21 protein-coding genes and 1 pseudogene are annotated in these 26,949 nt (G+C 60.1%); 11 read left to right on the top strand and 11 right to left on the bottom strand.

The genetic code is table 11. The features are described from left to right. Positions 1–7: 7 nt before the first annotated feature. Together AB4O11_RS21440 and AB4O11_RS21435 are read right to left on the bottom strand one after the other, a co-directional pair. The gene (locus AB4O11_RS21440; RefSeq protein ID WP_460128414.1) at positions 8–5,476 is read right to left on the bottom strand and encodes a trifunctional serine/threonine-protein kinase/ATP-binding protein/sensor histidine kinase; all 5,469 of its coding nucleotides are present in this window, start codon (positions 5,474–5,476) and stop codon (positions 8–10) included. 48 nt (positions 5,477–5,524) lie between these two features. Beyond that, the gene (locus AB4O11_RS21435; RefSeq protein WP_258709754.1) at positions 5,525–6,196 is read right to left on the bottom strand and encodes a response regulator transcription factor; all 672 of its coding nucleotides are present in this window, start codon (positions 6,194–6,196) and stop codon (positions 5,525–5,527) included. A gap of 202 nt (positions 6,197–6,398) precedes the next feature. Here AB4O11_RS21435 and AB4O11_RS21430 point away from each other — a divergent pair, with 202 nt between their 5' ends. The 5 genes from AB4O11_RS21430 to AB4O11_RS21410 all read left to right on the top strand — a co-directional run bounded on the left by AB4O11_RS21430 (position 6,399) and on the right by AB4O11_RS21410 (position 10,939). Beyond that, positions 6,399–7,406: a GlxA family transcriptional regulator gene (locus tag AB4O11_RS21430; protein ID WP_186624206.1), complete on the top strand. Its 1,008-nt coding sequence runs from the start codon at positions 6,399–6,401 to the stop codon at positions 7,404–7,406. A 130-nt stretch (positions 7,407–7,536) separates the two neighbouring features. Continuing rightward, the gene (locus tag AB4O11_RS21425) at positions 7,537–7,902 is read left to right on the top strand and encodes a response regulator transcription factor (protein ID WP_460128412.1); all 366 of its coding nucleotides are present in this window, start codon (positions 7,537–7,539) and stop codon (positions 7,900–7,902) included. A 217-nt stretch (positions 7,903–8,119) separates the two neighbouring features. Then, positions 8,120–9,322 carry an NAD(P)/FAD-dependent oxidoreductase gene (locus tag AB4O11_RS21420; protein ID WP_460090719.1) on the top strand — a complete coding sequence of 401 codons (1,203 nt, stop codon included), beginning with the start codon at positions 8,120–8,122 and terminating at the stop codon, positions 9,320–9,322. A 54-nt stretch (positions 9,323–9,376) separates the two neighbouring features. Then, positions 9,377–10,306: an MBL fold metallo-hydrolase gene (locus tag AB4O11_RS21415; RefSeq protein ID WP_460128409.1), complete on the top strand. Its 930-nt coding sequence runs from the start codon at positions 9,377–9,379 to the stop codon at positions 10,304–10,306. 159 nt (positions 10,307–10,465) lie between these two features. Continuing rightward, positions 10,466–10,939: a short chain dehydrogenase gene (locus AB4O11_RS21410; RefSeq protein WP_460128407.1), complete on the top strand. Its 474-nt coding sequence runs from the start codon at positions 10,466–10,468 to the stop codon at positions 10,937–10,939. 44 nt (positions 10,940–10,983) lie between these two features. Here the strand turns inward: AB4O11_RS21410 and AB4O11_RS21405 are convergent, their stop codons facing one another. Then, positions 10,984–11,418: an HhH-GDP family DNA glycosylase gene (locus AB4O11_RS21405; RefSeq protein WP_099758936.1), complete on the bottom strand. Its 435-nt coding sequence runs from the start codon at positions 11,416–11,418 to the stop codon at positions 10,984–10,986. Between the two features lie 195 nt (positions 11,419–11,613). Between AB4O11_RS21405 and AB4O11_RS21400 the strand changes: the two genes are divergently transcribed. Together AB4O11_RS21400 and AB4O11_RS21395 are read left to right on the top strand one after the other, a co-directional pair. Further along, a complete protein-coding gene (locus AB4O11_RS21400) occupies positions 11,614–11,862 on the top strand; it encodes a DUF6555 family protein (RefSeq protein ID WP_077572547.1) in 249 nt (82 codons plus the stop codon). 2 nt (positions 11,863–11,864) lie between these two features. Beyond that, on the top strand, positions 11,865–12,035 hold the full coding sequence (locus tag AB4O11_RS21395) for a hypothetical protein (RefSeq protein ID WP_175559598.1): 171 nt from the start codon (positions 11,865–11,867) through the stop codon (positions 12,033–12,035). Here the strand turns inward: AB4O11_RS21395 and AB4O11_RS21390 are convergent. Beyond that, positions 12,017–13,024: an NAD(P)-dependent oxidoreductase gene (locus tag AB4O11_RS21390; protein ID WP_460128405.1), complete on the bottom strand. Its 1,008-nt coding sequence runs from the start codon at positions 13,022–13,024 to the stop codon at positions 12,017–12,019. The genes AB4O11_RS21395 and AB4O11_RS21390 overlap by 19 nt on opposite strands. A 494-nt stretch (positions 13,025–13,518) precedes the next feature. On the opposite strand from AB4O11_RS21390, the gene AB4O11_RS21385 reads away from it, so the two are divergent. After that, complete coding sequence (locus AB4O11_RS21385) at positions 13,519–13,881, top strand: DUF6124 family protein (protein WP_460128403.1); 363 nt, start codon at positions 13,519–13,521, stop codon at positions 13,879–13,881. Positions 13,882–14,013: 132 nt separating this feature from the next. On the opposite strand, the gene AB4O11_RS21380 is transcribed toward AB4O11_RS21385, so the two are convergent. The 4 genes from AB4O11_RS21380 to AB4O11_RS21365 all read right to left on the bottom strand — a co-directional run bounded on the left by AB4O11_RS21380 (position 14,014) and on the right by AB4O11_RS21365 (position 22,117). Further along, on the bottom strand, positions 14,014–18,387 hold the full coding sequence (locus AB4O11_RS21380) for a response regulator (RefSeq protein ID WP_460128401.1): 4,374 nt from the start codon (positions 18,385–18,387) through the stop codon (positions 14,014–14,016). Positions 18,388–18,430: 43 nt separating this feature from the next. Next, positions 18,431–19,588, bottom strand: coding sequence for an HD-GYP domain-containing protein (locus tag AB4O11_RS21375; protein ID WP_460128399.1), 1,158 nt, complete (start codon positions 19,586–19,588; stop codon positions 18,431–18,433). A gap of 366 nt (positions 19,589–19,954) precedes the next feature. Further along, complete coding sequence (locus AB4O11_RS21370; protein WP_460128395.1) at positions 19,955–21,253, bottom strand: SLC13 family permease; 1,299 nt, start codon at positions 21,251–21,253, stop codon at positions 19,955–19,957. Between the two features lie 30 nt (positions 21,254–21,283). After that, a complete protein-coding gene (locus AB4O11_RS21365) occupies positions 21,284–22,117 on the bottom strand; it encodes an amidohydrolase family protein (protein ID WP_093433353.1) in 834 nt (277 codons plus the stop codon). 213 nt (positions 22,118–22,330) lie between these two features. Between AB4O11_RS21365 and AB4O11_RS21360 the strand changes: the two genes are divergently transcribed. Beyond that, the gene (locus AB4O11_RS21360) at positions 22,331–23,068 is read left to right on the top strand and encodes a GntR family transcriptional regulator (RefSeq protein ID WP_093433356.1); all 738 of its coding nucleotides are present in this window, start codon (positions 22,331–22,333) and stop codon (positions 23,066–23,068) included. A gap of 179 nt (positions 23,069–23,247) precedes the next feature. On the opposite strand, the pseudogene AB4O11_RS21355 reads toward AB4O11_RS21360, so the two are convergent. Continuing rightward, positions 23,248–23,394: pseudogene (locus tag AB4O11_RS21355) on the bottom strand (MFS transporter); the annotation flags it as partial. A gap of 193 nt (positions 23,395–23,587) precedes the next feature. Between AB4O11_RS21355 and AB4O11_RS21350 the strand changes: the two are divergent. Beyond that, positions 23,588–24,589, top strand: coding sequence for an acyltransferase family protein (locus AB4O11_RS21350; protein WP_460128393.1), 1,002 nt, complete (start codon positions 23,588–23,590; stop codon positions 24,587–24,589). A gap of 135 nt (positions 24,590–24,724) precedes the next feature. After that, complete coding sequence (locus AB4O11_RS21345) at positions 24,725–25,186, top strand: thiol-disulfide oxidoreductase DCC family protein (RefSeq protein ID WP_093433359.1); 462 nt, start codon at positions 24,725–24,727, stop codon at positions 25,184–25,186. On the opposite strand, the gene AB4O11_RS21340 is transcribed toward AB4O11_RS21345, so the two are convergent. Together AB4O11_RS21340 and AB4O11_RS21335 are read right to left on the bottom strand one after the other, a co-directional pair. After that, on the bottom strand, positions 25,170–25,661 hold the full coding sequence (locus AB4O11_RS21340) for a DUF2269 family protein (protein WP_093433362.1): 492 nt from the start codon (positions 25,659–25,661) through the stop codon (positions 25,170–25,172). The two genes, AB4O11_RS21345 and AB4O11_RS21340, sit on opposite strands and share 17 nt — an antisense overlap. A 1-nt stretch (position 25,662) precedes the next feature. Then, on the bottom strand, positions 25,663–26,790 hold the full coding sequence (locus tag AB4O11_RS21335) for a saccharopine dehydrogenase family protein (protein ID WP_460090708.1): 1,128 nt from the start codon (positions 26,788–26,790) through the stop codon (positions 25,663–25,665). Between the last annotated feature and the right edge of the window lie 159 nt (positions 26,791–26,949).

The raw sequence follows: 26,949 nt of genomic DNA, 5'->3' as shown, positions 1-26,949 counted from the left end.
CTCGCCCTCACCTCCCCGCACACCCCGGCAACGTAAACACCACACGCGCCCCACACGGCGCGTTCGCCTCCGCCCACAAGTGACCGCCATGGGCTTCGATGATCGACCGGCAGATCGACAACCCCATCCCCAACCCGGTGACTTTGGTGGTGTAGAACGCGGTGAAAACCTCCTCCACCTGATCGCAGGCAAATCCCGGTCCCGAGTCGCTTACGACAATCCGCACGTCTTTCCCGACAGACTCGCTGACAATGATTAACCGACGCTCGCCCTCTTCGATCACCGCCATGGCCTCCAGACCGTTGATGATCAGATTGAGCAGCACCTGTTGCAGCTCGACGCGGTCAACCAGCACGGCAGGCAAATCGTTGACAAGGCGCGTGGTGACCGCCGCGCCATAGCGGGCCGCTTCACCCCGGGTAAACCCGACCATCTCGCCCACTACCGCGTTGAGGTCCACCGGATGTCGTTGCGGCGGTGTTTTGCGGATCAATGCGCGGATACGTCCGAGCACGTCGGCCGCGCGGTTACCGTCGTTGATGATGCGTCTGAGGCCCTGTTCAACTTCATCGGTGTTCGGCGGTTGCGCGCCGAGCCAGCGCAACGCCGCGTTGGCATTGATCACGGTGGCGGCGATTGGCTGGTTGACTTCATGGGCAATGGACGCTGCCAACTGGCCCATGGTCGCCACGCGATTAGCGTGGGCCAGTTCCGCTTGTACCTGGCGATATCGGCGCTCGCCTTCGCGCACTTGCTCTTCGGCCTGTTTGCGTTCGCTCAGGTCAAGCACGAAGGCCACGCCCTGCTGCTGACTGGCTTCGAATGCGGCCAGACCGACGATCACCGGCAGGCGAGTGCCGTCCTTGCGGATGTATTCCTTCTCGAACGGCTGGGCGCGCCCGGTGCGGATTGCCGTCGCCAGCGCGGCTTCACTTTTCATGCGCAGTGGCGGCGGTGTCATGTCGCGCCAATGCACCCTGCCTGACAGCAGATCGTCGCGCTCGTAACCGACCATGCGCAGGAACGCGTCGTTGGCCTCAATGATTTCACCGTCGACACTCCAGACGATGATGCCGATGATATTGGCGTCGACCAACCGGCGAATCCTCGCCTCGCGCTCGGCGACGTCTCGATACAGCCGCGCGTTGTCCAGCGAGATCGCCGCCTGCGAAGCCACCAGTCGCAGTACGGCAATGCGCGCCGGACTGAACACACCCGCAGATAGATTGTTCTCCAGGTACAGCGCCCCGGCAATCCGACCCTGATTCATCAACGGCATGCACAGGATCGAGCGAGCGCCGCGTTGATGAATGTACAGATCAGCGGCAAATGCCGGATCGGCGACGGCATCGTCCAGACACAGGTTTTCACCGGTGCGCAGGGTCTGGTAGAGCACCGATTCGGCCAGCATCGATGAACTTACCGGCTCATGGCAAAGCAGCGCGCTGTCGTCACCGACACTGGTTTTCGCGGCGATATACGGCGCCTCGCCTTCGGTCAGAATCAGCCGGCCATGCTCGGCGCCGGCCTGTTCGATAGCGGTGCGCATGACCATTTCGATCAGTCGATCCAGCACGATCTCGCCTGAAACGGCCTGGGACACCTTGAGAACCGTGGCCAGATCCAGATGCTCGACCGGGGTGGCGATGGTCGCAGTCGGACCGGGCGCCGTATCTTCATTGCGCAGATAGCGGTGCTGTAGCTCCAGTTGCCGCACCTTGCCCTCAGCCCCCCAGCGCAAGTAACCGTAGCGCGCATCTTGCAGGTACAGGCGGGCGATTTTGCTCAGACCACGGGCACTGTAGAACCGCGCTGCGAGTTCGTTGGCCAAGGCTTCGACATGCACAAAGCCGTTGTCCCTGGCCAACTGAATCGCTTGCTCGTACAGCATCTCGGCTTCGATCAACTGCCCGGTGACCCGAGCGATTTCGGCTGCGACCAGCGCCGTCTGACTGGCGAAGGTTTCCGCACACTGTTGCGCCCAGGTTTGCAGTTGATCGTGGTGCTCGCCCAAGCGTTGCAATCGGTCGGTATCGGCATCGCCGTGGGCAGCCAACGTTAACGCTGCGTAAAAGTGAAATTCGGCCTCTTCAAAAAACGAGGAGATCACCCACAACAGTTCCCGGGCCTGCGCCGCGCAATCGGCGGCCGCTGCGTAATCCCCGGCCAGATAACGCGCCTGCAACTTGCGCACCCAGTACTTGCCCCGAGCCAAGGCCAGGTCCGGAGCAGCGAGGTTCGCCTCAAAGCGTGTCTCATCGAATTCTTCATCATTGAAACTGCCAAACACCGGGGTCTGCCCTCGCAACATGCGGATCAGTGCCCGTTGGCAACTCATGAAACTGATCACCAGACCGAAGCGGATTCTTTGCGAGTAAGCCAGACCCGTTTCAGCCTGCACCTGCACTTCCGCCAGCGGCTCGCCAATGAACAGCAAGTCGGAAATCAGGCTATTGCCAGCGTAGGCTGCATAGGGCAAATCGCCGGTGCGGTTGCCGGCGCTGAGCGCACGCCGCAGCAATTCGCGGCACTCGCGCACCGGGCGCATCCAGCGCACCACGAAGATCGAAAAGCACAGGTAGGTACGCGCTTCGTATTGCGCAAGGCCACGGCGGTCGACCAGATCGCAGCCCAAGCGGCCAAAGCGGTAACCGCTGGCATAATCGCCGAAGCGCCGCCCGGCAACCCGCACAACATTGGCGTAGAGCATGCAGGAGGCGTCGCAATTACCGTGCTCCAGGCTCAGGTTAACGGCTTTGCATATGGTCAGGCAGGCGAGGTTCGCATCGGACTGCAACGCCGGGGCCAGCAGTTTGCTCAACGCTTCCAGTGTCACCAGCGTGGCCGGATCCTCCATCAGTGGCAGGTCGATCAACTGCTCGATGCTGCGCTCACCCAGTTGCCTCCAGATCTGTTGGTATTCGGCGCGCACCTGCTGATCGTCCGGATGCGCCGTCCAGTCGATGCCGACCTGACGTAAATACGTCAGGCACACATTCACCGCACGGTCACTGCGGTCGAGCAGCAGGCAGACATCCATCAACAAACAGGTGACTGCCGCCCGCTCTACCGTGGTCTCGACGCGCTCGGCCAGGGCAGTCAGGCGCGCATCGGCCAGTGCCAGTTGCCCAGTGAGAAATTCGCACTCGGCGCGGTTCAGCTCCAGAGCAAACCCCAGTTCATGGCGACGGTCATCACCGTGCTCGCCGAGCAACGCCGCACCCGTGCCCAAGTAGCTCAATGCTGAGGTGTAAGCGGTCGAAGCCTTGGCACGCTGACCTGCGAGCAGGTTGAATTCGGCCAGCTGTTCGCGTTCGGCCCGCGCGCTAATCAGACTGGCGCCGCGATTGAGTTGCCCGACGATTTCGAAGATCGCGTCTTCACGCCCCTCCGCTGGCGTCTGCAGGGCGAGCAAACGGCCGATACGCAGATGAGTTTGCGCACGTTCGGTTTCCGCGGTTAGTGAGTATGCCGCCTCGTGGATACGGTCATGGACAAACGCACAAGTACCGTCGTGAAACTCCACCAGTTCCTGGCGCACCGCCGGCCACAGCGCCGCGTGCACCCGCGCCGTCGGCAGGTCAAGCACGGTGGCCAGCGTATCAATGCGCGCTACGTTGCCCAGGCAGGCCAATTGTTGCAGGGCCTGACGCGTGTCCAACGGCAGACGCGCCAGTTTGCCAACCATCAGATCGACCACGTTATCGGTGTAGCCCTTGGCGTTGATGAGTGCCAGATCCCAGCGCCAACGGTTGAATTGGTGGTCGTAGATCAGCAGCTGTTCTTCGGCCAACGCGTGAAGAAACTGGATGACGAAAAACGGATTGCCGCCGGTCTTTTCCAGCACCAGGCGCGCCAGGGCAACGATGCTCGCGGGTGGGCAGCGCAGGGATTCTGCGATCAGTTGCTCGATGTGCACGCTGGCCAGCGAGGTCAGGCAGATCTCGTCGATATGCACGCCGCCATTACGCAGCACTTTGAGTTTGCCGCTGAGCGGGTGGTCGGCATCGACCTCGTTATTGCGGTACGCGCCCACCAGCAGCAAATGCCCAAGCTCCGAGCGGGTCAGCAGATCTTCGAGCAGATCGAGGGTCGCTGCGTCGAGCCATTGCAGATCATCGAGAAACAGCGTCAACGGATGTTCCGGCCGAGCAAACACACCGATGAAACGCTGCAACACCGCCATGAAGCGCTGCTGCGCCTGCTGCGGTTCAAGCTCCGGCACCGCTGGCGGTTCACCGATAATCAACTTGAGTTCCGGGATCAGCTCGGTCATCAACCGTGCACTCGGTGACAGTGCCTGCAACAACGCCGCACGCCAGTCAGCGAGCACCTCGCGACGCTTGCCCAGCAGCGTTCGCACCAATCCTTGAAAGGCCTGGACCAGCGTCGCATAGGGGATGTCGCGCTTGTACTGATCGAACTTGCCAGCGGCGAACAATCCCCGCGACGGCACCAGCACTTTGTGCAGTTCACTGACCACCGAGGATTTACCAATGCCGGAGTAACCGGACACCAGCACCAGCTTCGGCGAAGGAGCCTGCACCACCTGGGCGAAAGCATCGATCAGGGTTTGCACTTCGCGTTCACGACCGTAGAGCTTTTCCGGGATCAGCAAGCGATCGATCGCGCCCTGCTCGTTCAACGTGAACACATCGATCCGCCGCGCCCGACGCCAGTCGTCCAGACAACGACGCAAGTCATGTTCGACGCCGGCGGCGGTTTGGTAGCGCGCTTCGGCGGTCTTGGCGAGCAGTTTCATGACTACCCGCGAGAGCATCAACGGCACCGTGGCCACGCGTTCGCATGCAGGCATCGGTTGCCGCGCAATGTGGCAATGCACCCACTCCATCGGGTCGTTGGCGTTGAACGGCAGCGAGCCGGTAAGCATCTGGTACAGCGTCACACCAAAGGCATACAAATCGCTGCGCGAATCGATCGAACGATTCATTCGACCGGTTTGTTCCGGCGCCATGTAGGCCAGGGTCCCGGCAATGGTTTCTGGCGGCGCGGGGGCCTGACGTTCGCGCGGCAGTCGCGAGGCTAGACCGAACCCCATCAACCGGGCTTGTCCGTCGTGGCAGTTGACAAGGATGTGCTGCGGTTTGAGATCCTTGTGCACCAGCCCACACAGGTGCAAACGGCCAAGCGCTACGGCTATGTTGATTGCGTGCAACAGGCAGGTTTCAGTGTCCAGCGGCGTGATCAGCAGACGCGACAGCGGCTCGCCGCCGGGGTCGTCGAATAACAAGTGCGTGGTTCCGCCCGCGCGTTCAAGGGCTTGCGGTTGCAGCGCCCATTCATTGTGCAGAGCGTCTTTGAGGCCGTATTCATGCGCCAGCCGGTCGAGGGTTGCGGGCAAAGGCTGAGCGATTGCCGGACGCACTATCAGCACGCTGGCGCTCTCCCCCTGTCCTCGTTTGCGGGAGAACACCCGCTCGCCGTCGTCCCACAAAATCTGTTGTTTGCTGGCCATCGGAGTCGACACCGCCAAAGGGGTTTCTGTCACGCGCTGAAGCTCGGTTCAGCTTGTCCGCCGCGCCGGCTCGATGCCCAGCGATTCGGCAATACGCACCAGATCGGCGACCGAACGTGCAGCGAGTTTCCTCATGACCTGCCCGCGATGGACTTTCACCGTCACTTCGCTGAGGTTGAGTTGCGCGGCGATCTGCTTGTTCATCAGCCCGCCAATGACGAAACCGAGCACTTCGCGCTCACGTGCCGTCAATGTTTCGTAGGCTTGACGCAACGCCGCGCCGGATTGTTCGGCGAGCAGTCGCGCACTGTCGCGGGCCAAAGCACTGGCCACCGCATCGAGCATGTCCTGATCACGAAAAGGCTTGGCCAGGAAATCCACCGCGCCGGCCTTCATCGCCTTCACGCTCATGGCGATATCGCCGTGACCGGTCATGAATACGACGGGAATGCGCAGGCCGTTTTTTTCCATCTGCTCCTGAAAGGTCAGGCCACTTTCGCCGCGCAAACGCACATCGAGCACCAGACAACCGGGCACGTCGCGTTTGGCCGAAGCGAGGAAGTCACGGGACGTTTCGAAGGTCTGCACCTGCAGGCCGATCGAACGCAGCAAACCGTCGAGGGCCTGACGCATGGAGGTGTCGTCGTCGACCACATAAACCACCGGTTCCCTCAGCACGGACGGGGCTGCGCTGGGGCTGGAATGCGACCACAGGGTCATCGTGAGTCCTCGGCGAGATCGCAACGTGTGCGATGTGCAGGTGAATAAATCTAGTCCATGATGGCGAACGCAGCCAGAGGCCAGCCAAACGGTCGCGCAGCAGGCTAGCAGTCGACGCGCATTGCCGACAGGCCAGAAACCCCTGAAAATCGGCCATGCCCTTTCCCCTCCTTCTTCAGCCGTTTGAACAGGCAGGATTTCAATGTCCAGCATTCCCTTCACCGCTACGCCCGAACCGCGCGACGTGGTGTTTATTGCCTACCCGCGAATGAGCCTGCTCGACCTCAGTGGCGCGCAAACGGTGTTCTGGGCCGCGAGCAAAGCCTTGGCCGAAAGATGCCAACCCGGTTATCAGTTGCACACCGCCAGCCTTGAGGGTGGTTTGGTCAATACCGTTGAAGGTTTGGCCGTGGACACCCGAGCGCTGCGCGAATTGGACATTGCCGCGCTGCACACCCTCGTCGTACCCGGCGCACCCGATATCTGCCAGACCCTCGACGAGCACGCCGAACTTACCGCGTGGTTGCGGCGTAATGCCCCTGTCGCGAGGCGAGTGGTGTCGGTGTGCAGCGGCGCTTTCCTGCTGGCCCAGTCCGGTTTGCTCGACGGCTGCCGCACCGCCACGCACTGGGCCATGTGCGACAACCTGCGCGAGCGCTTCCCGGCGATCGACGTGGATGCCGATGCGATCTTCATCCAGCAGGGCAAGGTCTGGACCTCGGCGGGGGTCACGGCCGGTATCGATCTGGCCTTAGCGCTGGTCGAGGCCGATTACGGCCGCGAGGTGGCGTTGCAGGTTGCCCGCGAGCTAGTGGTGTACCTCAAGCGCCCCGGTGGTCAGGCGCAATACAGCACATTGCTGCAAGCGCAGGTGCAGGACAGCCCGCAGTTCGACCCGTTGCACTTGTGGCTGATCGATCACCTCGACGATCCGAAGTTGACTGTAGAGCGACTCGCCGAACAGGCGAAAATGAGCCTGCGCAATTTCACCCGCGTCTACAAGCAGAGCACCGGGCGCACGCCGTCCAAAGCCATCGAACTGTTCCGCCTCGAAGCGGCCAGGCGCATGCTGGAGAACTCGGCGCACACCATCGACAAGGTTGCGCGTCTTTGCGGCTTCGGTGATGAAGAGCGGCTGCGCGCCTGCTTCCAGCGTCACCTGTCGATTTCACCGCGCGACTACCGCAGCCGCTTCAGCCGCGAAGGTTGATGCCGAAAACCGCTGACGCTCAAAAAGTCTCCACGGACTATACCTAGGTATAGTTTTGCGCCGGTGCTGAGGGCGTATGGTGCAAGAACGACAGGAGTCGCGATATGTGCCCGTCCGGCCAGGGAGCCCTATGCAGCATAAGGTTGTCATTGCGGTGGTTGACGACGACGAGGCCATTCGCGATGCACTCGCAGGTTTGCTTCGCGCCTTCGGTTATCAGGTGTTCACCTATCCGGGCGCGCAGGCATTCCTTGAGTCAAAAAGCCCGGCGCAGACACACTGCCTGATCTCCGATATCCAGATGCCTGGCATGAGCGGCCCGCAACTGCACGAAGCATTACGCGCACAAGGCTGGCGCATTCCGGTGATTTTCGTCACCGCCCATCCCGAAGAACTCCACACCCGCGCGCCCGGTGTCATCGCTTGTCTGCCCAAACCCTTCCCGCCCGACACCCTTCTCAACCACATCGACTTTGCCCTGAACCGTCCTCTGTAGCGTGTTCGATACCTTCGTATACCGCCCTTCGACCCATGCGTAATCCGCACACACCGATGGACAACTGCGCCCGCAGCGCCCACGCCATAGCATTGATTTCGACAGCGGACGATTAAGCGCCATGCAGTACGGCAAGCAGTTTGCGGCGGCCAGTGATCATCACGCCAGTGTCGGAAAAAACTCGGGTTATCCATCCATCAGCATCAGGGAGCACATTATGAAACAGCAATTATTGGTGATCGGTGCGGGGTTCGGCGGGCTGTGGAGCACGTTGAGCGCCGCGCGTTTGCTGGATATGCATGACCGCCACGATGTGGAGATCACACTGCTCGCCCCGCAAGCCGAACTGCGCATCCGTCCGCGCTTCTACGAACCCGATGTCCACAGCATGTACGCGCCGCTGGATGCGCTGCTCGCTGCCGTGGGTGTGCGTTTCGTCAAAGGCACCGCCGAGAGCATTGACAGCCAGGCACGCCGTGTCGGTTATCGCGATGAGGCCGGTCGCCCGGGTGAGCTGACTTACGATCGCCTAGTGCTGGCCAGCGGCAGTCAACTGGCGCGTCCGCCAGTGCCGGGCCTGAAAGAGAATGCGTTCGACGTCGACCAGATCGAGTCGGCGGCACGCCTGGAGCGCCACCTGCACGCGCTGGCCAGCCAACCGGCCAGCGCCGCGCGCAACACAGTGGTCATCGCCGGTGGTGGCTTCACCGGTATCGAAACCGCGACCGAAATGCCGAACCGTCTGCGCGCCATTCTCGGCGAGCTGCAAGACATTCGAGTGATCATCGTTGATCGCAGCAAAGACATCGCCGCGACCATGGGCGACGGCATCCGTCCGTCCATCATCGAAGCGTCAAAAGAACTGGGCATCGAGTGGATCATCGACGCCACGGTCGCCGCCGTGGATGCCAACGGCGTCACCCTCGCCGACGGTCGCCACATCGAGAGCAATACCGTGATCTGGACCGTGGGTTTCCGCGCCAGTCCACTGACCGAACAGCTCAATGCCGAACGCGATGGCCAAGGGCGTCTGCACGTCGACGGCAATCTCAAAGTGCAAGGTCTTGAGCACGTGTTCGCCGCCGGCGATGTCGCCCGTGCTGCCACCGACGACGTCGGCAATACCTCGGTGATGTCCTGCCAGCACGCGATCAGCCTTGGTCGTCATGCCGGCAACAACGCCATTGCTGATCTGCTTGGCGTGACGCCGACCACCTACCGTCAGCCGAAGTACGTGACCTGCCTCGATTTGGGTGCTTGGGGCGCGGTGTACACCGAAGGCTGGGATCGCCAACTGAAGCTGGTGAAAGCCGAAGCCAAGGAACTGAAGACGCAAATCAACAGTGTGTGGATCTACCCGCCGGCCGCTGACCGTCGCACCGCCCTCGCCGCTGCCGACCCGATGATTCCGGTGGCCTGATCTCGCCCCCATTGTCCAAGAACCGATGTCTTGCCTGATAAAAAGGAGAACACCATGACCATACATCTGGATTCCTTCACCGCCCACAACGCCACCCTGCAAACCCCGACCGAAGAGCTGGTGCCATCGCGTTACGCGCTGCGCCTCGGCAACATCGACGTGATGGTAATCAGCGACGGCGTCCTGCCGCTGCCGACCCAAACCATGTCGACCAACGCCGATCCCGCCGAGCGCGCTGCGTGGTTCAAAGAGATGTATCTGGGTCCCGACGCGTTCGACTGGGCACTCAATGTCCTGGTGGTGCGTAGCGGCGAGCAGGTGATCCTCGTCGACGCCGGCCTCGGCGGACAATTTCCCGGTTTCCCTCGCGCCGGGCAGTTTCCCAAACGCCTCGCGGCGGCCGGGATCGACCTCGCGGACGTCACCGATATTGTCATCACGCACATGCACATGGACCACATCGGCGGCTTACTCGTCGAGACGGTGAAAAATCGTCTGCACGACGACGTGCGCATCCACGTCACCGCCACCGAAGTCGACTTCTGGACCTCGCCGGACTTCACCAGCACCGACATGCCCGCGCCTGTGCCGGACGTGCTGCGGTCCACCGCCAACGCCTTCATCCAGCAATACCAAAGCAAACTGCACATCTTCGAGGACGCGTTCGAAGTCGCCCCCGGCGTGGTCGCAAAACTCACTGGCGGCCACACCCCGGGCCACTGCGTGGTTTACGTGAACTCCGGCGACGAACGCCTGACCTTTGCCGGCGACGCCCTGTTCCCGGTTGCCTTCGACCATCCGGACTGGCACAACGGCTTCGAGCACGATCCTGATGAAGCGGTGCGCGTGCGCGTGCGCCTGCTGCAGGAAGCAGCGGCCAGTGGCGAACTGTTTGTCGCCACACATCTGCCCTTCCCGTCGGTCGGCCGCGTTGCCGTCAATGGCGAGGCGTTCCGCTGGATTCCGGCGATCTGGGATTACTGATTGAGCTAGCGCCACACCGCTTCGCCCGGCCTTGGTCGGGCGAAGTTGTTTTCGCCTGTTACAGATCCGTTCCGGGACAACCGCTACCTTTCCTCCTTTACATGGAACGACGGTCGATCCTTGTTCTCTACCACTGAACCTACAGTGGAGGGATTGACCATGATTGCCCCTGAAACCGGTATGAAACCGGGTGAGCGTTACTGCATTGAAAGCGTCGAGCGCGCGCCGCAATTTCCTGGATTTTTCCTCGATGGCAAGTATTACCTGGGCCCCGAGTTGCAGACGGCCGTCGGCTGGCTTGAAGGACAGAATTTCCTGTATGACCAACTCGATCCCAATGGCGAGCCGGTTTATCCGGGCAGAATCGTTGGCACGATTACCGCGCGGACACTGGAACTGGGGGATGGGTTGCGTCTGAGCATCGAGGAAATGCCGTTTCAGGCAGAAGCCGTTTCACCATTGCGGACGTTTGACGAAGTGACCGTTGAAACCCGACCTCTGACGATATCGCAGCGGCATACAACAGCCGGCCGCCAGCCGATGCAACCTTCTGCGCTATTGGTTACAGGCGCGGCATTGCTGGTAGGGCTGTGCTTGTTGGCGATCAATCGTTCTGGCCGTCGAGGCAAATAGGCTTTGCACGACGCGGGCGGTGACCGTTTTTTTACGGCCCGCGATCAAAGGCTGATTACAGCGCTGGCTTCGCGCATGAAGATTTCCACGGTCTTCGGGCCGATGCCATCGAACTCCGCCAGTCGCTTCTCGAATGCCTGGCGATCAGGGCTTGCCTCGATCATATGGCTGACCTTGCCCGCGTACTCGTCGTTAAGCTTGCGTGCCAAGGCGTGCAGCCGCACGGCAGTGGTCTCGTCGTAACGCACGTAATGCGCCTCCCCTAGCATCGCGACCAGTTCACGATGGCTGCACGCAGCCAGTTTGCGCGGCGTATCGCGCCCGTGTTTATCGGCAATCACCCGATACGCTTCGGCGGCGATTTCAGCCTGTATCCGCTTGCCCATCAAGAAGCTCGCGAGCAGCCATTTGAACAAGCCACCGTCATCGTTGTGCTTAAGCTGAATGTTCAAATCCCTGGCGCTGATGGTCTTGTTCACCGCTAACCTCCGGAGTTGAAATCGTGGGGATTTTTCGTCCTTTGCCTGCCTGGTAAGTACTTGATCGTTAGGCTGCCGTCGGTTCCAACCGTTCAAAGCAAAACACCTACCAGCGGCCTGAAACGAACTCCCGAAAATCCTTTGAATTTTTTTCGTCGGCAAAACTCATTTGCGTATGAGCGTAAGGAGGAGCGCATGAGTAACGTCGACATCTTCGTCATCGAATACAAACTTCACGGCCAGCCAAAGTCATTCGTCATCCGCGCAAAAACCATGCGCAACGCTGACGCATGGCACTGGGCAAGTTGCGACGCCGGCATTGCGCCGATTCCAAAACCCGGCAAGCCTCCGTTGAAAGTCATCTCCAAACCCCAAGCCGAGCGGTTCGGTATCACCGAGGTGAAATGGCGCGAAACGGCGACGGTGGACTGGACGGAGGCTTAGTCATGTTCAAACAGATCGGTAAGATCATCTGGGTGAGGTGCCGGTGGCTGACGGTGGGGTTTGGCAGTCACCGTGAGCAAATCATCGCTGGCGAGCACTTAAAGGCTCGTCAGCGGCTCATTGAGCAAAATCAGCATTCCGAAAGAGGCCTGCCTTACTGCACATTCAGTTGAAGCAACTCACCACCCTCTTCACTCAGACGCTGCAGATATGCACCGGCGTCAAGCAACTGATAAGGAAAGTAAAGACCTGCCGGAGTCGGCGGCTGACCATCCAGCCCAAGCAATCGCTCCAGCAGCATGGCGACGCTCAGACCCGTCAACGCTGCAGCGCCTGCCGGGTGAACGAGAGCATGCCGGGTGTGCAACGGGCGCCCTTGATGATCCTCACCCAGCAGTTCGATGAGAATCTCGGTCGACATCGGCCGACCCGAGCGCCGCGATGAACTCACTCCGCTGGCGAGATTGAACTGAACATTTGGCGCATCGGTGGCCGCCGCCAGCCCGGTGACATCGATGGACGAGAAGCCGCTGGCTTGCATCGCCGTGCCGTCCAGTACTCGGAAGCTGACGTTCTTGTCCACCCCTTCGCGCCAGAGGTAATCGCCCTCGCGCCGAGTCAGGGCGGCGGGCAGCATCTTGTTCAGGTGTTCGAAATCCTTGGCCACCGCCGGCCCGCCGCCATCCTGCTCGTCGACCAACGCATCGATGCGGATGTCGCGCACCCGGGCAAACGCCTTGGCAAGATGCAGCGTCGCCACGGTCGTCGCGCCCACCATCCATTCGTAACCCAACACAATGGGCGACGCATCAGGTCGATGGATGAAATTGGCAATTTGCGGCGCTATCTCGAAAATGCCGGAAGAAATGCTCAGGTGCGGCACCCGTCGCCTCTGCGCGAAACGCAACCCGGCAAGGGAATGATCCATATAGAAAACCGCTACGGCGCTGACCGGGCGATCACCCAGCCCAAGGTCATCGGCAGCAGGGTCAATGACCACGCCCTGCGCCCCGCCCATTTCCTCGGCGGCTTGCTCAGCCTTGGCCAGGTCTCGGCCGCCGATCAGCAACGGGACGCCGGGATAAGCAGCACGCAACGCTTCGGCAGAACGGTGGCCAATGGCGCCGGAACCACCCAGGAACAAAATCGGGTGAACTGACATGGGTATCCTTCCTCGTCTTTTGGGGTTGTAACCTAGTGTTGGTGCGTGCCCTGTCGTGAGGGTTCCCCGCCACTGCCTGAGCTGGAGAGTGGACCGACGAATGTCATTTTGAACAGCGTGTTGATGAGCCGTGTTTAGGCGTCTTTCATGGTTGTTTAAAAGACACGTCGCGTTACCTGCTTAAGGCTACAACGTCTTGCGCCATTGCCTACGACTACGCCAGAATCCGCCGGCTTGTGCGTCTGCGGCGCGGGTTTTATCGTTCCTGGGTCACTGAAAAACAGTGATGGGGTTTGGTAGCCCGTTTCCATATGACGCATAACGTCACCGTGCGCAGATGCTTTTCAGCATTTGTCTTATGGTGGCCATGCGCAGGGCGCCCTCGGGCGCGCCGGATTTTCCATATGGGCCGGTCTACCAACCTTCGTATGGCCACCACCTTTCGTTTGGTAGCGAAGGTGATGGCTCCTTAAGTCCCATATGGAGCTTCATCTATGTTCAAACCAACGCCGAATCCCCCAGAAACCGATCCAGTCTCACCCTACAAATTTCCAGACTCGCGAACACTCAACGACGCCGCCGAACGCGCCCTCGATTACTACCTCACGCCAACACAACGCATCATGGGCAGCGACCAGAAACACGCTCCCATGTTTCAGGCCAACTCCGATTACGACAGCGAGTCCCTGCTCGTTAACGCCAGCGAATCTCTCAGTTCAGCCACCGAAATGCTCTGCAACTTCGCCGCCCTCCTCGACCCAGGCCACCGCAAAACTGCGCTGGGCATTGCGCAAGTGGTAATGCTGGGCGAATTGGCGGTAAATCAAGCGCTGGATAATGTTGTGCCGGTGGATTGATGAGTAATCCCTTTGTGGCGGCGTTCTGGCTGCTGTCACAAAGGGATCAGGATTGCATTTGGCGTCGGCTCTCGGCCAAAAGCCGTCAGCTGCAATTAAAACTAAACGGCTACGTGTTTACCCAACTCAATTTTACTGAAGGAGCTTCAAGGCGCGATCAAAGTCGAACAGCTCCACCTGCGCCGCGGCAAGTGCCAGACGTTCCGCCAGCGCTCGATCGAGTGGCCTGTTGCGCAGGGCCGCCAGCACGTCCAAAGCCGCCGTATCTCCTTCGTCCAGAAGAACAATAAGCCTGTTCAGTTGCTCGCTGATTCCCGAGTCGTCCAGCAGGTCACCCTCCGTGGAGGCCAGTGTGTCCGCCTCAAGGTTCGCCAGACTCGCGAGGGTCGGGAGCAAGTAATGCTCGACCTGAATCGCTAGCGCTTGTACGACTTCAGCCGGTTCGTTGTCCTGACAGGCCTGTTCTAACAACGTGCTGGCCTGCGCCACGGCCTTGGCGCCGATGTTGCCGGCGGTGCCGCGCAAGCTGTGCGCCAGTCGTGCGGCAGCAGCAGAATCCGGGTCGATTCGTGCGGCCTGGAATTGCTCGAAAAAATCTTTCTGAGTATCACGAAACTTGCAGAGCAGACGTAAGTAGAGATCCCGCCGCCCCATGCAGGTGGCGAGTCCCGCCGCCAGGTCAATGCCCTCAAGACGATCTGGCAATCCATCGACCAAACCTGCGTTCAGCGAAGCTTGAGCGGCTCGTGGCTTGATCCATTTTGCCATTGTGGCGAACATGGTTTCGACATTGAGTGGCTTGGAGATATGGTCGTTCATACCGCATTCGAGGGCGCGCTCGCGGTCACCGTCCATGGCGTTGGCGGTCATGGCGATTACTGGCAGAGTGCGGAAGCGCGGTTGCTGACGAATTTTCCGGGTGGCCGTGTAGCCATCCATCACCGGCATCTGGCAATCCATCAGCACGCCATCGAAGTCGTCATCCTCGCCGAGAATATCCAGGGCCTCTTGGCCGTGCGTGGCGAGTCGCAAGCGTATTCCGACGCTCTCCAGTAGCTCGCTGGCCAGTTCCTGATTCAGATCGTTGTCTTCGACCAGAAGCAGTCGCGCGCCATTGAGGCTGGCGACGGTGTTGGCATTGTGCAGGGAGCGTTCGCCAGCCCGAGTATCGCTGTGGGTGTCTCTGCCCATCACGACACCGATGGCTTCAAGTAACGAGGACGGCGTGACAGGTTTGGTCAGTACCACCGGCAACTGGATGCCCTGGCGCTCGGCTTCTTCGCGGGCTTCTTCGCGGCCAAAAGCGGTCACCATGATCACCGATGGCGTGCGCATCAGGCTGGCGGAATGCATTCTGCTCACAGCCTCCATGCCATCCATGCCGGGCATCCGCCAGTCCATCAAGACCAGATCGTAAGGCAGCACCTTGTGCTCGGCGTCGGCCAACATGCGCAGCGCCAGACTACCGCTCTGCGCGACATCCACTTCCAGACCAAAGCTGCGCGCCATGCCCGAAAGGATTTCACGGGCACTGGCGTTGTCATCCACGACAAGCACGCGCATGCCCAACAGCTCGCCAGCCTTGAACATGCGACGCGGCGGAACATTTTGCTGTACGCCGAGTTGTACCTGGAAGTGAAACGTGGAGCCGACTCCCGGTTGGCTTTCAACCCAGATTCGACCGGCCATCAGCTCCACCAGCTTCTTCGAGATGGACAATCCCAGCCCGGTGCCCCCGTACTTGCGAGTGATCGAACTGTCAGCCTGACTGAACGACTGGAACAGGCGTGAACACTGCTCGACGGTCATGCCGATGCCCGTATCGCGCACCCAGAAATGCAGTTGCACGTGTTCGTTGTGAGAAGCAACTTCTTCAACGCCGACCACGATGTCACCGTGCTCGGTGAACTTGGCCGCGTTGTTGCCGAGGTTGATCAGCACCTGCCCCAGACGCAAGGGATCGCCCAGCAGTGCCGTGGGCAGGTCGGGCGGGATCTGAAACAACAACTCCAGCCCCTTGTCCTCGGTCTTCAAGCCGATCATGGCAGCGAAGCTGTCGAGTACATCTTCCAGACGGAACGGGATCTGTTCGAGACTCATTCGGCCGGCTTCGATCTTTGAGAAATCAAGAATGTCGTTGATGATTCCCAGCAGGTTCTCCGCTGATCGGTGGACTTTTTCAATGTAGTTGCGCTGGCGCTTATCCAGTTCGGTACGCAGCGCCAGGTGGCTCATGCCGATGATGGCGTTCATCGGTGTTCGGATCTCATGGCTCATGTTGGCGAGAAACTCGCTCTTGGCCTGCGTGGCCTCCTCGGCCGCAGCCCTTGCCTCTGCCAGTGCGGTGACATCGATGTTGATGCCGGTTGCGCGCAATGGCTTGCCGTCAGGCGTGCGTGAAAAGCGATTCAGCGACCGGAACGTGCGCACCTGCCCATCGTTTTTACGCACAATCCGGAAGTCGAACTCGGCGCGATCATCGCCACTCTGGACGGCACTCTCGAACGTGCTGCTGACCCGCGCCAGATCGTCGGGATGCACCAGTGCCTTCCAGTGCGCCAGCGTACCGCCGAAGCCGCCTGGCTCCAGACCAAACAGGGTTTCGAGTTGGGGTGTCCAATAGTTTGTGCCGCTGACCAGGTCGACGTCGAACAGCCCGATGTCACCGGACTCCTGCGCCAGATTCAGACGATCGCTGGCCGTGCGCAGCCTGGCTTCCATCGCCCTGCGCTCACTGACATCGCGCACCGAGGCGCACACACAGACGCCACGCCCCTCCAGACGCGGTAGATGGGAAAGGCCGATTTCCACGGAAAACAAACTGCCGTTTTTGCGTACGCCGCTCAGATCGTCAAGATCGCCGCCCATCTGCCGGGTTCCGCCGCTGGCAATGAAGCCGTCGCGTAACCTGACATGGCGCTCGCGGGCAGCCTGCGGTACCAGACGCTCGATGCTGGCGCCAATCAGCTCGCCGGGGGCGTAGCCAAACAGGGTATCCATTTGCGGGTTGGTCATCAGGATGCGACCGTCGGCGCCCAGCACCAGCATGCCGTCCGGTGCTGCCTCGATGATGCCGCGGTACCAGGCTTCGGTGGCGCGCAATGCGGCCTGCTGGGCCTCCAGCTCGCTGGCCTGGTGCTCCAGTTGCAAAGCCTGCGCGCCCATTTCGTCTGCCTGACGGCGAGTTTCCAAGAGCAGCGCCTGAGCTGCCTCACTGCGTTCCATAATGGCCATGGCGCCGGCCAGCCGGGGCAGGACTTCTTGCAGCAGCAGCGCTTCATTCTCTTCCAGTTGGCGAAAACCGGCCATTTCCATCACCCCGAGCAGGCGTTCGCCACGCATCACGGGCTGAACCAACAGGACGCTGGCGGGGGCTGCGCCCAACGGCGTGCGCACATGCCAAAACGGCTCCGGTAGATCCTGAAGCTGGCGGGGCTGGCGATCCAGTGCGCACTGGCCAAGCAACCCTTCACCGAGATCAAGTTCAGCGGGGAGCGGGTGAACACTGTCCACCGCATAACCGCCAACCAGGCGCAGGCGTGCCGCGCCTTCATAGAGAACGTAAAGCGCTCCCTGGCACATGCCCAACTGCGGCGCGATGTGGCTGAAAAAAGCCTGGGCCAACTGCTGCGGCGTCTCCGCCTGTTGCAGATCCACTTGCAGGAGCGAGGTGTGGTTTTTGATCCAGCGCTGGCGCTCAAGCTGACAAGCTTCCAGCTGCAGCGTGGCGATGGCACGCGCCAGGTCGCCGGTTTCGTTGCGAAGATCGGTGTGCGGGATGTGACCGTCCAGCTTGCCGGACGCCAATTCGTCCACCGCCACGCGGACGCGATTCAACGGCACGCGAATGGAATAGCTGACCAGCCAGGTCAACAGCAAGGCCAGCGTCGACCCACCCAGCAGCAAGATGGACGTAATCGCAGTACTTCGCTCTGCGTACTCCGCCAGGTTCTTCGCTGTATCGTGGATGTCGGCTTCCTTGTTTTTCTCGATCTTGTTGAGCAGCCCGTCGCCGCCCTGTTCCAGCGCAAGAAAATCCTTACTGTTGAGCAACATCAAGGCCTGACCCAAGGAACCCTTGCCGGCCAGCTCCAGTGCCTCATCGCCGTCTTTTTGCAGACGCTTTAATACCATTTCGAATTCCAGCAGGCTGCTGATGCTGCTCTGCCTGCGCAGCGTTGGACGAACCTGCTCCAGCGCTTCGTGGAGTCGCGCCTGGGCGACATCCAGCTGGGCTCTGGCGCTGATACGGATGTCTGCGTTGTTGGTCGCGATTGCACGTTGCATGGCGAGCAACAGATGCGGCAACTGCACCCGAACCTCCTGCACATGCTGAATACCTACCAGATCCTGTTGGTACAACTGCTGCATTTCAGTTCTTAGCGAATACTGCGTGCGCAGGCTTTGCACGCCCAATATCAGGATCAATATCAGCAGCGCAGCGAAGCCGATGATCAATTTACTGCGCAGAGACAGGCGCTCGAGCATCTCGAACAGTCTGTTCATAAACGGCCTCTTTCAGCTGGATGTGCAGAGTAATGCGCGGGGTTCAGGGACGTTCGGCAATCTGCTCAAGCAGTGCTAACTGCCTGGCCATGTCCTGGTCGCTGTCGGCAAATCGCTCGGCAATTGCGCGGAACTGCTCGGCATTGGCGAGAAACGCGTCACAGATGTCCGGATCAAAATGCGAGCCCCGGCCTTCGCCGATGATTTTCACCGCCTGCTCGTGAGGCATGCCGGGTTTGTACACGCGGCGACTGATCAGCGCATCGTAGACATCTGCCACGGCCATTAACCTGGCGCTGATCGGGATATCGTCGGCGGCCACGCCTTGCGGATAGCCACTGCCATCCCACTTTTCCTGATGGCCGTAGGCGATTTCCTTGGCCAAATGAAGGAAATCGACGTTTATGCCTAATTGATCCTCCGCGTGCTGGATGGCGTCACGCCCCAATGTGGTGTGGGTCTTCATGATCTCGAATTCTTCAGCGGTGAGCCGTCCCGGTTTGAGCAGGATGCGATCGGGAATGCCAATCTTGCCGATATCGTGCAGCGGTGCCGATTTGAAGAGCAGCTTGATGCTGTCCTCGTCGAGGAAGTGCCGAAAGCGCGGGTGGTTGCGCAACAGTTCAGCCAAGCGTTTGATGTAGTGCTGGGTACGGCGAATGTGGTTGCCGGTTTCGTTGTCACGGGTTTCGGCCAGCGAAGCCATGGCGTGGATGGTGACATCCTGGATGGCGATCACCTCCTGGGTGCGGCGCTGCACTTCCCGCTCCAGAAACTCATTCTGATTGCGCAGGAAATCGGCAACGGACTTGAGCTTGATTTGGGTCTCGACCCCGGCCATGAGCACCGGGGGGATGATCGGCTTGGTGATGTAATCCGCAGCCCCGAGGCTCAAGCCGCGAATCTCGTCCTCCGTGGCGGTCATGGAGGTGAGGAAAATGATCGGTATATGGCGAATGCGAACGTCAAGCTTGAGCTGCTCGGCAATGTCATAACCGGACAAGCCCGGCATCATGATGTCCAGCAGGATCAGATCGGGAAGCGGGTCGGCCTGCAGAAGGCGTAGGGCCTTTTCGCCGCTGTTGGCGGCCTTGACCCGATATTTGTCCTTCAGCAACTCGGCGATCAACATCAGGTTGTCGGGGGTATCGTCGACCACCAGAACGGTCGCTGATGGATAAACGCCCTGAGTGCTATCCATGGTTGTTGGCTCCCTTGCCAGACAATTAAGGAGTTGGCGCACGTGCACCAGTCTCTTGCTGGCAAGCGTAGCTATAAAAGCTGCAATCGCTAGGCGGAGATCTGTAGGCTGGTTCCCGGCATCAGGTGGATCAACTCTGGATAGAGCGCTCGTAAATTAACGAGCATGGGCTTCAGCGTCCGGTTCAGATAGCGCGATAAAAGCCTTAACGTGCTGGGCGACGGCAAGCAACCCCATTCGATTTGACCGATATCGGATGGCTTGCACACTTCCCGGCACATCAATGATGGTCATTTTTCCCTATTGATTGATCGACGTGCCAAATGCAACGGCTCGGCGAAGGCGCCGGGCCGTGAAGAGCCGTGCTTAGAGGAACGTGAGGACAGCGTTGAACACCAGTGCCGCGACAAAGCCAAGTGGCGCTGCGCGAAACAGGAGCTGCTGGAACAGTGAGCTGCGACTCTGCTCCGTGACACATGAGCCTAATATCAAGCTACCACCAGAGGAGAACGGCGAGATGGAGGTGGCTTGAGCGCCGACGACAATGGCCACAAACAGGATCATCGGATCTAGCCCCAGTGCCGTGGCAAGCGGTGGCACCAACGGGAACAGCGCCGGCGTCACCACCCCCAGCGTGCTGGAGAACAGCGACATGAACGCCGCCACCACACCGAAGACAATCGGCACCATGATCGGCGCAATGCTATTGCCCATCCACGATGCCAGCAAGCCGATGGTCCCGGCCTTGATCGCGACCGAGATCAGCATGCCCACACCACAGATCATGATCAACGTGCCCCAAGGCACAGACGCCATTGCCTTGCGTTCGTCGCCCAGTTTCAGCAAGAGCGCGATCACCGAGAACAGGCTGGCGATCAAACCGATGTCCATCTTCGAATTGATGAAGCTCACCGTGGAATTTTCCGGGAAGACAATTTGCGCGACGGGTGCCGCCAGTACGATCAGCATCATCGCTAACGTCAGCCACAGGGTGATTGTCTGCTCGCGGTTCAGCGGCGTCGGCACGGCGACCGCATAAGCGGACGCTTTCATCGCCTTGCCATGGCCGGTGAGAAACACTAATACCGAAATCACCGCCAGCGGTATCACCAGGGTACTGGCGAAAATCGCTGCGGCGTTGATGAAGGCCTCGTTTTCCGGGATGCCAGCATTGGCCATCAAGCCACGAAAAATGATTCCACTCTGGCTGGAGACGAAGTTGGCTCCGCTCAAGGCGCCATAGTTGACCGCCATGCCGCCCGTGATCAGGCTCATCCCGGTGCGCTCGCACAGCAGCAGCGTGATGGGCGCCATGAACGCCAGCACTGTGTAGTAGCCCGCCCCCATCGCCGAGATGGTGGTTGCCGTGAAGAAGACCGCGAACGGCAACAATTGAGGCATCGACCGGCATCGATAAATCAGATGCTCCGCCAATTTTTCAAGCGTGCCATTGACGGTGGCAAAACTATAGAACAGACAAACCGAGAAGATGATGAAGAAAATCTTCAACGGCCACAGGCTGATGACGTCGGACGGGCTCAACCCCATGCCGTAACAGCCGATCAGGTAAGCAAAAGCGATGGCGAACAGACCTATGTTGATCTTGGTCTTGTAACCCAGGGCAACGGCGACAACGATTGCCGCGACGACGAGCAGGCTCATCATGATGAAAGTCCTATTGTTGTTATTGATCGTTTAGCAGCGTATTTCGAAGCCAAACAGCTTCGCTGGGTTGTCCTTCAGCACATGCGCCCGCTCGGCCGCGTCCGGCAGCAAGCCTTCGAGGAAAGCCACTTGCCGGGAATAGTCCGTCTGCTGTTCATACTGAGTGTTGGGCCAATCGCTGCCCCAGACGAGTCGCTGGAGACCGCCACTCGCGTCGCGCAACAGCGCCAGCCCATGCGATGCCTGGGCAAGATCGGATCGACTGCGGTACGGGGCGGAAAGCTTGAGCCACACCCCGTCATCCTTCAGCAACTCAAGAAACGCCTGATGGTTGGGGTTCCCGGCATCGATGCCCCCCGTCGGCAGGCCGAAATGATCGATGACCACGGTCACACCGCAGGCCCTGATGGCCGATACGATCGGCGCCAGGTCATCGATGCCGCGCTGAACTTCAACTTGCCATCCCCGCAGCGCCAACCGCTGGAACAGAGTGGTCCAGGCTGGGCCGCTGTAATCCGCCAGCGCCTTGCCAATGAGATTCAAACGGATACCAACCACACCCGCTTCGGCCAATTCGTCGAGCAGGGTTTCGCTGACGTCGACATCCACCACCGCCACCCCACGCAAGCGCTGCGGATAACGGCGCAACGCGTCGAGCATGAAGTGATTGTCGGTGCCCAGAAAGCTCGGCTGAATCAACACGCCGTGTGAAAAACCGTGGCGATCCAGGTGATCCACGTATTGCTCCACCAAAGCGTTGTAACGCGGGCTGTAGCGACGGTTGGCAACCATCGGCAGATCCTGGCGGAAGACGTGGGCGTGCGTGTCCACACCGGTGAAGGCAGGCGGGTGAAGGCTGGTCATAAACAGATAACCCCGTTCGTTTGTTGTTATGGAGAATCACCTGCCGCCATGAGAAATCAGGTTATTTGGCCCAATCCTGCAATCGTCAGCACGTGTACAGAAGCTGAAATTCATATATATGACTAGATCACCATATATTCAGGGATGGATATCTGTCAAACCTCACGCAGGTGATAAAGTGGCTGCGCATGCCGAAAAGGAATCAAAGAAAAAATGAACGCCCCTACCCTCGGATACGACGAGCGCTTGCCGCTCTATCAGCGCCTGCGAGAAGAAATGCTCGCCAAGATCGCCACCGGCGAATGGATGCCAGGCGCGCCCATCCCCACGGAGGCCGAGCTCACCAAACACTATGGTGTAGCCATCGGCACGGTACGAAAGGCCGTGGACACACTGGTCAATGAAGGCCTGCTCCTGCGCAGCCAGGGCCGGGGCACCTATGTGCGCCGTCCCAACTTCGATGCCTCACTGGCGCGATTCTTCAGGCAAGTGAATGCCGCTGGCGGGCGCGAAATACCGACCAGCCGCATCCTGGCAAAGAGCCGGCAAAAACCCTCTCAACCTGTGGCAACAGCCCTGAAATTGCAGGGCGACGAAGACGTCGTGCACCTGGAACGGCTGCGGATGGTTGAAAGCCGCACACTGTTTCACGAGGATATCTGGCTCCCCGCCACACGGTTCGGCGTATTGCTGGAAATTGAATCCGAAAGCTTCGGCGAACTGCTCTACCCGTTTTATGAAACCCAGTGCGGACAATGTATCGGCTCGGCGACAGAGACCCTCACCGTAGAGCAAGCCGACCGGGCCACCGCCAAAACCCTTTCAATCAAAGAAGGCGCCCCGGTCGTCACCATCGAGCGCACCGCCCTCGGCTATGACCGCTCCCCGCTCGAATACCGAATTTCCCGCGCGGCGGCCGAGGGGTTCAGGTACCAGATCGATATCTCATAAGCCCAGTGACAAGGGCTCCCACGCCCTAGCAGCCGGGGGTGTCGGGGTTACGCCGGCGGTCCAGCCGGGGGCGTAACCGGCTTGTTCAGGCTCAACCTGAGCCTCAGCTCTGTCATCTTTGGGGCGCCGGTAGCTGGCGGAGTAGATAGCCGCTATGGCGGATCGGCTCCGCTTGGAGAGCTAAACATTGCCCCACCAGGAGCTGCGCCTGTGGCGATGGCCGACTGTAGAGACGTTACCACCACCCGCCCGGCGCTTTCCGCTTGGTCGGGGACCGCGCTGGCGACCCAGTTCGACCACGCCAACGGCCCCCCCCAAAAAAGGCCAGGCCGTGTTTGGCTTGCTGCCCGCTGGGTACCTTCCGGCCAGCCTGTTGACGCCGATGGCGACCGGGCTGGGGGTATCCGAAGCGCTGGCTGGCCAAGCCGTGTGCCGCCCGAACGCAGAGAAAAACCTGTTATCCACCCATAAACCATCGTAATTTACCCGCCATAACTACAAGGTCGTTTGGGGATACACGTGGGAGCCTATCGTCTGTTGTTGGCCGTGCTGGTCGCTGTTTCGCATATGGGCAAGATGTTCATGGGGTTCAACCCGGGCGTGGTGGCGGTGATTTCTTTCCTGCTCATCAGTGGTTTTGTGATGACCTCACTGATCGAGCGCAACTACCAGGCGCCCGAGAAAGTTGGCCGGTTCTACCTGGACCGCGCCCTGCGCCTTTACCCGCAATTCCTGTTCTACTTCATCCTCTCTTGTGCGGTGATCTATTTCCTCCTGCCTGGCACGCCGCAATGGGCCGAATTGACCTTCAGAAACATCGCAGCCAGCCTGGCGATCGTGCCGTTGGGTTTCTATATGTTCGGCGCGAGCGGATCGTGGATTTTGCCTCCGGCCTGGTCGCTCGGGCTTGAGATGTGCTTTTATCTGGTGATCCCGTTCCTGCTCATCTACCGAGCACGGGGCGTGGCTTTCGCCTTGTCCGTTGCGGTCTTCATCCCCGCGTGCCTGGGTTTCGTCAACACCGACTACTACGGCTACCGCTTGTTGCCCGGCGTGCTGTTTATATTCCTGTGCGGCAGTTACCTCTACAAACCGCAGGCCAAGGGATTAATAATCGCCGCAGGTACCGCTGCGGCAGCGGCATTGATCTTTGCAGCGATCATGATGGGCTGGATCGAACGTCGGCCGTCCAACGCCGAAGTGGCCGCCGGCATTGCCCTGGGCATCCCTGCCGTGTACGGGCTGACAACACTCAAATTTCACCGGATTGACGAGTTTCTCGGGAACATCAGCTACGGCGTATTCCTCAATCACTTCCTGGTGATTTACTTCCTGCACGGCCTCTGGCCGATCACCTCATTCGATTGGTCCAAGGTTGCAACGGTGTTGGTGCTGTCGTTCTTGCTCAGTGGTGTTTCGTATTACTGCGTCGAGCGGCCAGCGTTGAAGTTTCGGCATAAACTTCGGGCCGGCGCCAAGGATCGAGTGGGGGCCGTTCGGGCAAGTGAGGCAACGGCTTGACGGCGACAGGCGACAGATCACGCTGCTGAACGTGGTCTGTCTCTCACATTCATGTGCCTAAGCGAGCGCGGTCATTCGCGAACCACTGCTGGCGGCGCTATGATCGCAACACCCGACGTCTTGAACACAAAACCCATGCCCACGCCAAAAACCCGCCCTACCCCCGCCCCGTTCCTCAACCCCGGCGAATCCGTGGTCCTGTTCGATGGCGTGTGCAAACTCTGCAACGGCTGGGCGCGTTTTTTGATTCGCCATGATCATCAACGTCGCGTGCGTCTGGCAGCGGTGCAGTCGCCGGAGGGACAAGCCTTGCTCGCGTGGGCCGGCCTGCCAGTCGACCAATTCGACACCATGGCGGTAATCCGTGACCGTCACTACTGGGAACGTTCAGACGCGTTCTTCGAAGTCATCAGCCAACTACCCGCCCGCTGGCAGCCATTGCGGCTGCTACGCGTATTTCCGCGCGGCCTGCGCGACTGGGCCTACGACCGCATCGCGCTGAACCGCTACCGACTGTTCGGCAAGTACGACACCTGCCTGCTGCCAACCCCGGATCATCAACAGCGCTTTCTGAAAATAACTACGCCAGAAAGCTAATCAACTGCACCGGTGTCATCTTCGTCACCATCATCAGCACGATGACAAACATTCCGGCAAACCCGAGCACGCCCATCCAGAACCACTTCCGGTAAACGGCTTGATACTGCTCATCAAGCCCCGTCCCCGCCTCGCTCGCACTCGACGCCATCACATACAGGCGCTTCTGCAGGAGCAACACCGGCAGCCACAGCGAGCCGACGCAGAAGAAGACGATCAGCGAGGTCAGCACCCACTCGGTGCTCATCGACAACCCCGAAAGCCGCATCAGCAGATAACCGGTGACGATCTGCACAAACCCGGCCGGCGTGGTGATCCAGGTGTCGAAGCGCACCACCATGCGCGCGACGTGCGCGATCACGTACGGATTGCCGGTGCGGCTGGCGGCGATCAGGTAGAGGTAGGAGCCCATGCCGAAACCGAACAGGAAGATCGCGGCGATGATGTGCAGGTACTTGAGGCACAGGTAGAGCATGTCAGCGCTGCCCGTCCGAAAAATGCACGGCCAGGCTCAGGTTGTCCGGGTCGTTGATCGCGGCCATGTACTCGGCGACGCTGATTTCGCCCACGCACGGTCTGGCGCCGGCGGTTGGCACGTAACCCTGGGCCATTTTCGTGGCCAGGGCCACGGCGGCGCAGCTGGGGATCTCCGGGCCTTTGTCGTTCAAAGCGGTGAGTTGCGCGGTCATCGACAGCGCTTTGCCATCAACACCAAGGCCCTGCACGTCGATGTACATCGCACTTTTGCCATCGCCGAATCGCTCAAATCGCATGCCCAACCGATGCAGTCTTCCGGCCCACAAGGCATGGTCGCGCACCAGCCCGACTTTCAGCGCCTGCGCCAGCAAGCCGTTGGCGATACCGCCGAGCTTGAGACCGGCGCCGGCCTTGAAGCTCAGGGTTTGCGCACCATAACGACCGGCGAAGATGTCCATGTCCGGGACATCGACGTTGGCCAGCAATCGCGTGCCCATCTGCGGCATCTTGCGCAGGGTCAGGTCCAGCCAGCCCGACACTTCATGGACTTTGCCGTTCTTGAGTTGCTTGATCGGTTTGCCGGCGTAAGCGAGTACGCCTTCGATGGTCGACAGCCCGGGCATTTTTGCCGAGGAAGAAATGCCATGCTCGATCGAGTCAATGCGCGAAAAGCGCTGGCGCTGCTCATCAATGATCGCGGAAGACAGCGTCGGCACCGAACTGCAACCACTGAGGATCGCCACGCCCGCTTGTTTCGCCCGCGCGTCGAGCACGTCGATGCCGTTGACGAAGGTGCGGCAGTCCGCGAGGTCGCAGTAGTTCACGCCGGCATCGATGCAACGCTGCGCAACGGCATAGGCTTGCCCCTGAAACGGCCCGCCGGTATGGACGACCAACTGAATGTTCAGCGCACGCAAAGCGGCTTCGAACTCCGTCCCCATGGCATCGCCGCACCAGCCTTCGCAGACGTTTCCCGAATGGCTGTTGAGCTCATCGAGTTTGCGCTGCAACTTGCGCGGATCACGACCCGAGAGCACCAGCCCGATGTCCGGCATCAGCGCCAGATGTCTGCACACGATGCTGCCGAAATTTCCGTAGCCCCCGACCACCATCACCCTGAACGGCATGCAATTCTTCCCTAAGTCATTTCATCAAACAGGCGGGAAGGATATAGGGCCGAACGTCAGCAGGCCATTCAGATCAGTTGTTCGCCAGCCGACGCGATCCATTTGCGCAGCAGACAGCCAGAGTGTGCCGTCGCGATTGTTGGTTGATGAAAGACGCAA

Source organism: Pseudomonas sp. H1_D05 (assembly GCF_054682705.1).
This window is presented reverse-complemented; position numbering and strand designations above follow the sequence as displayed.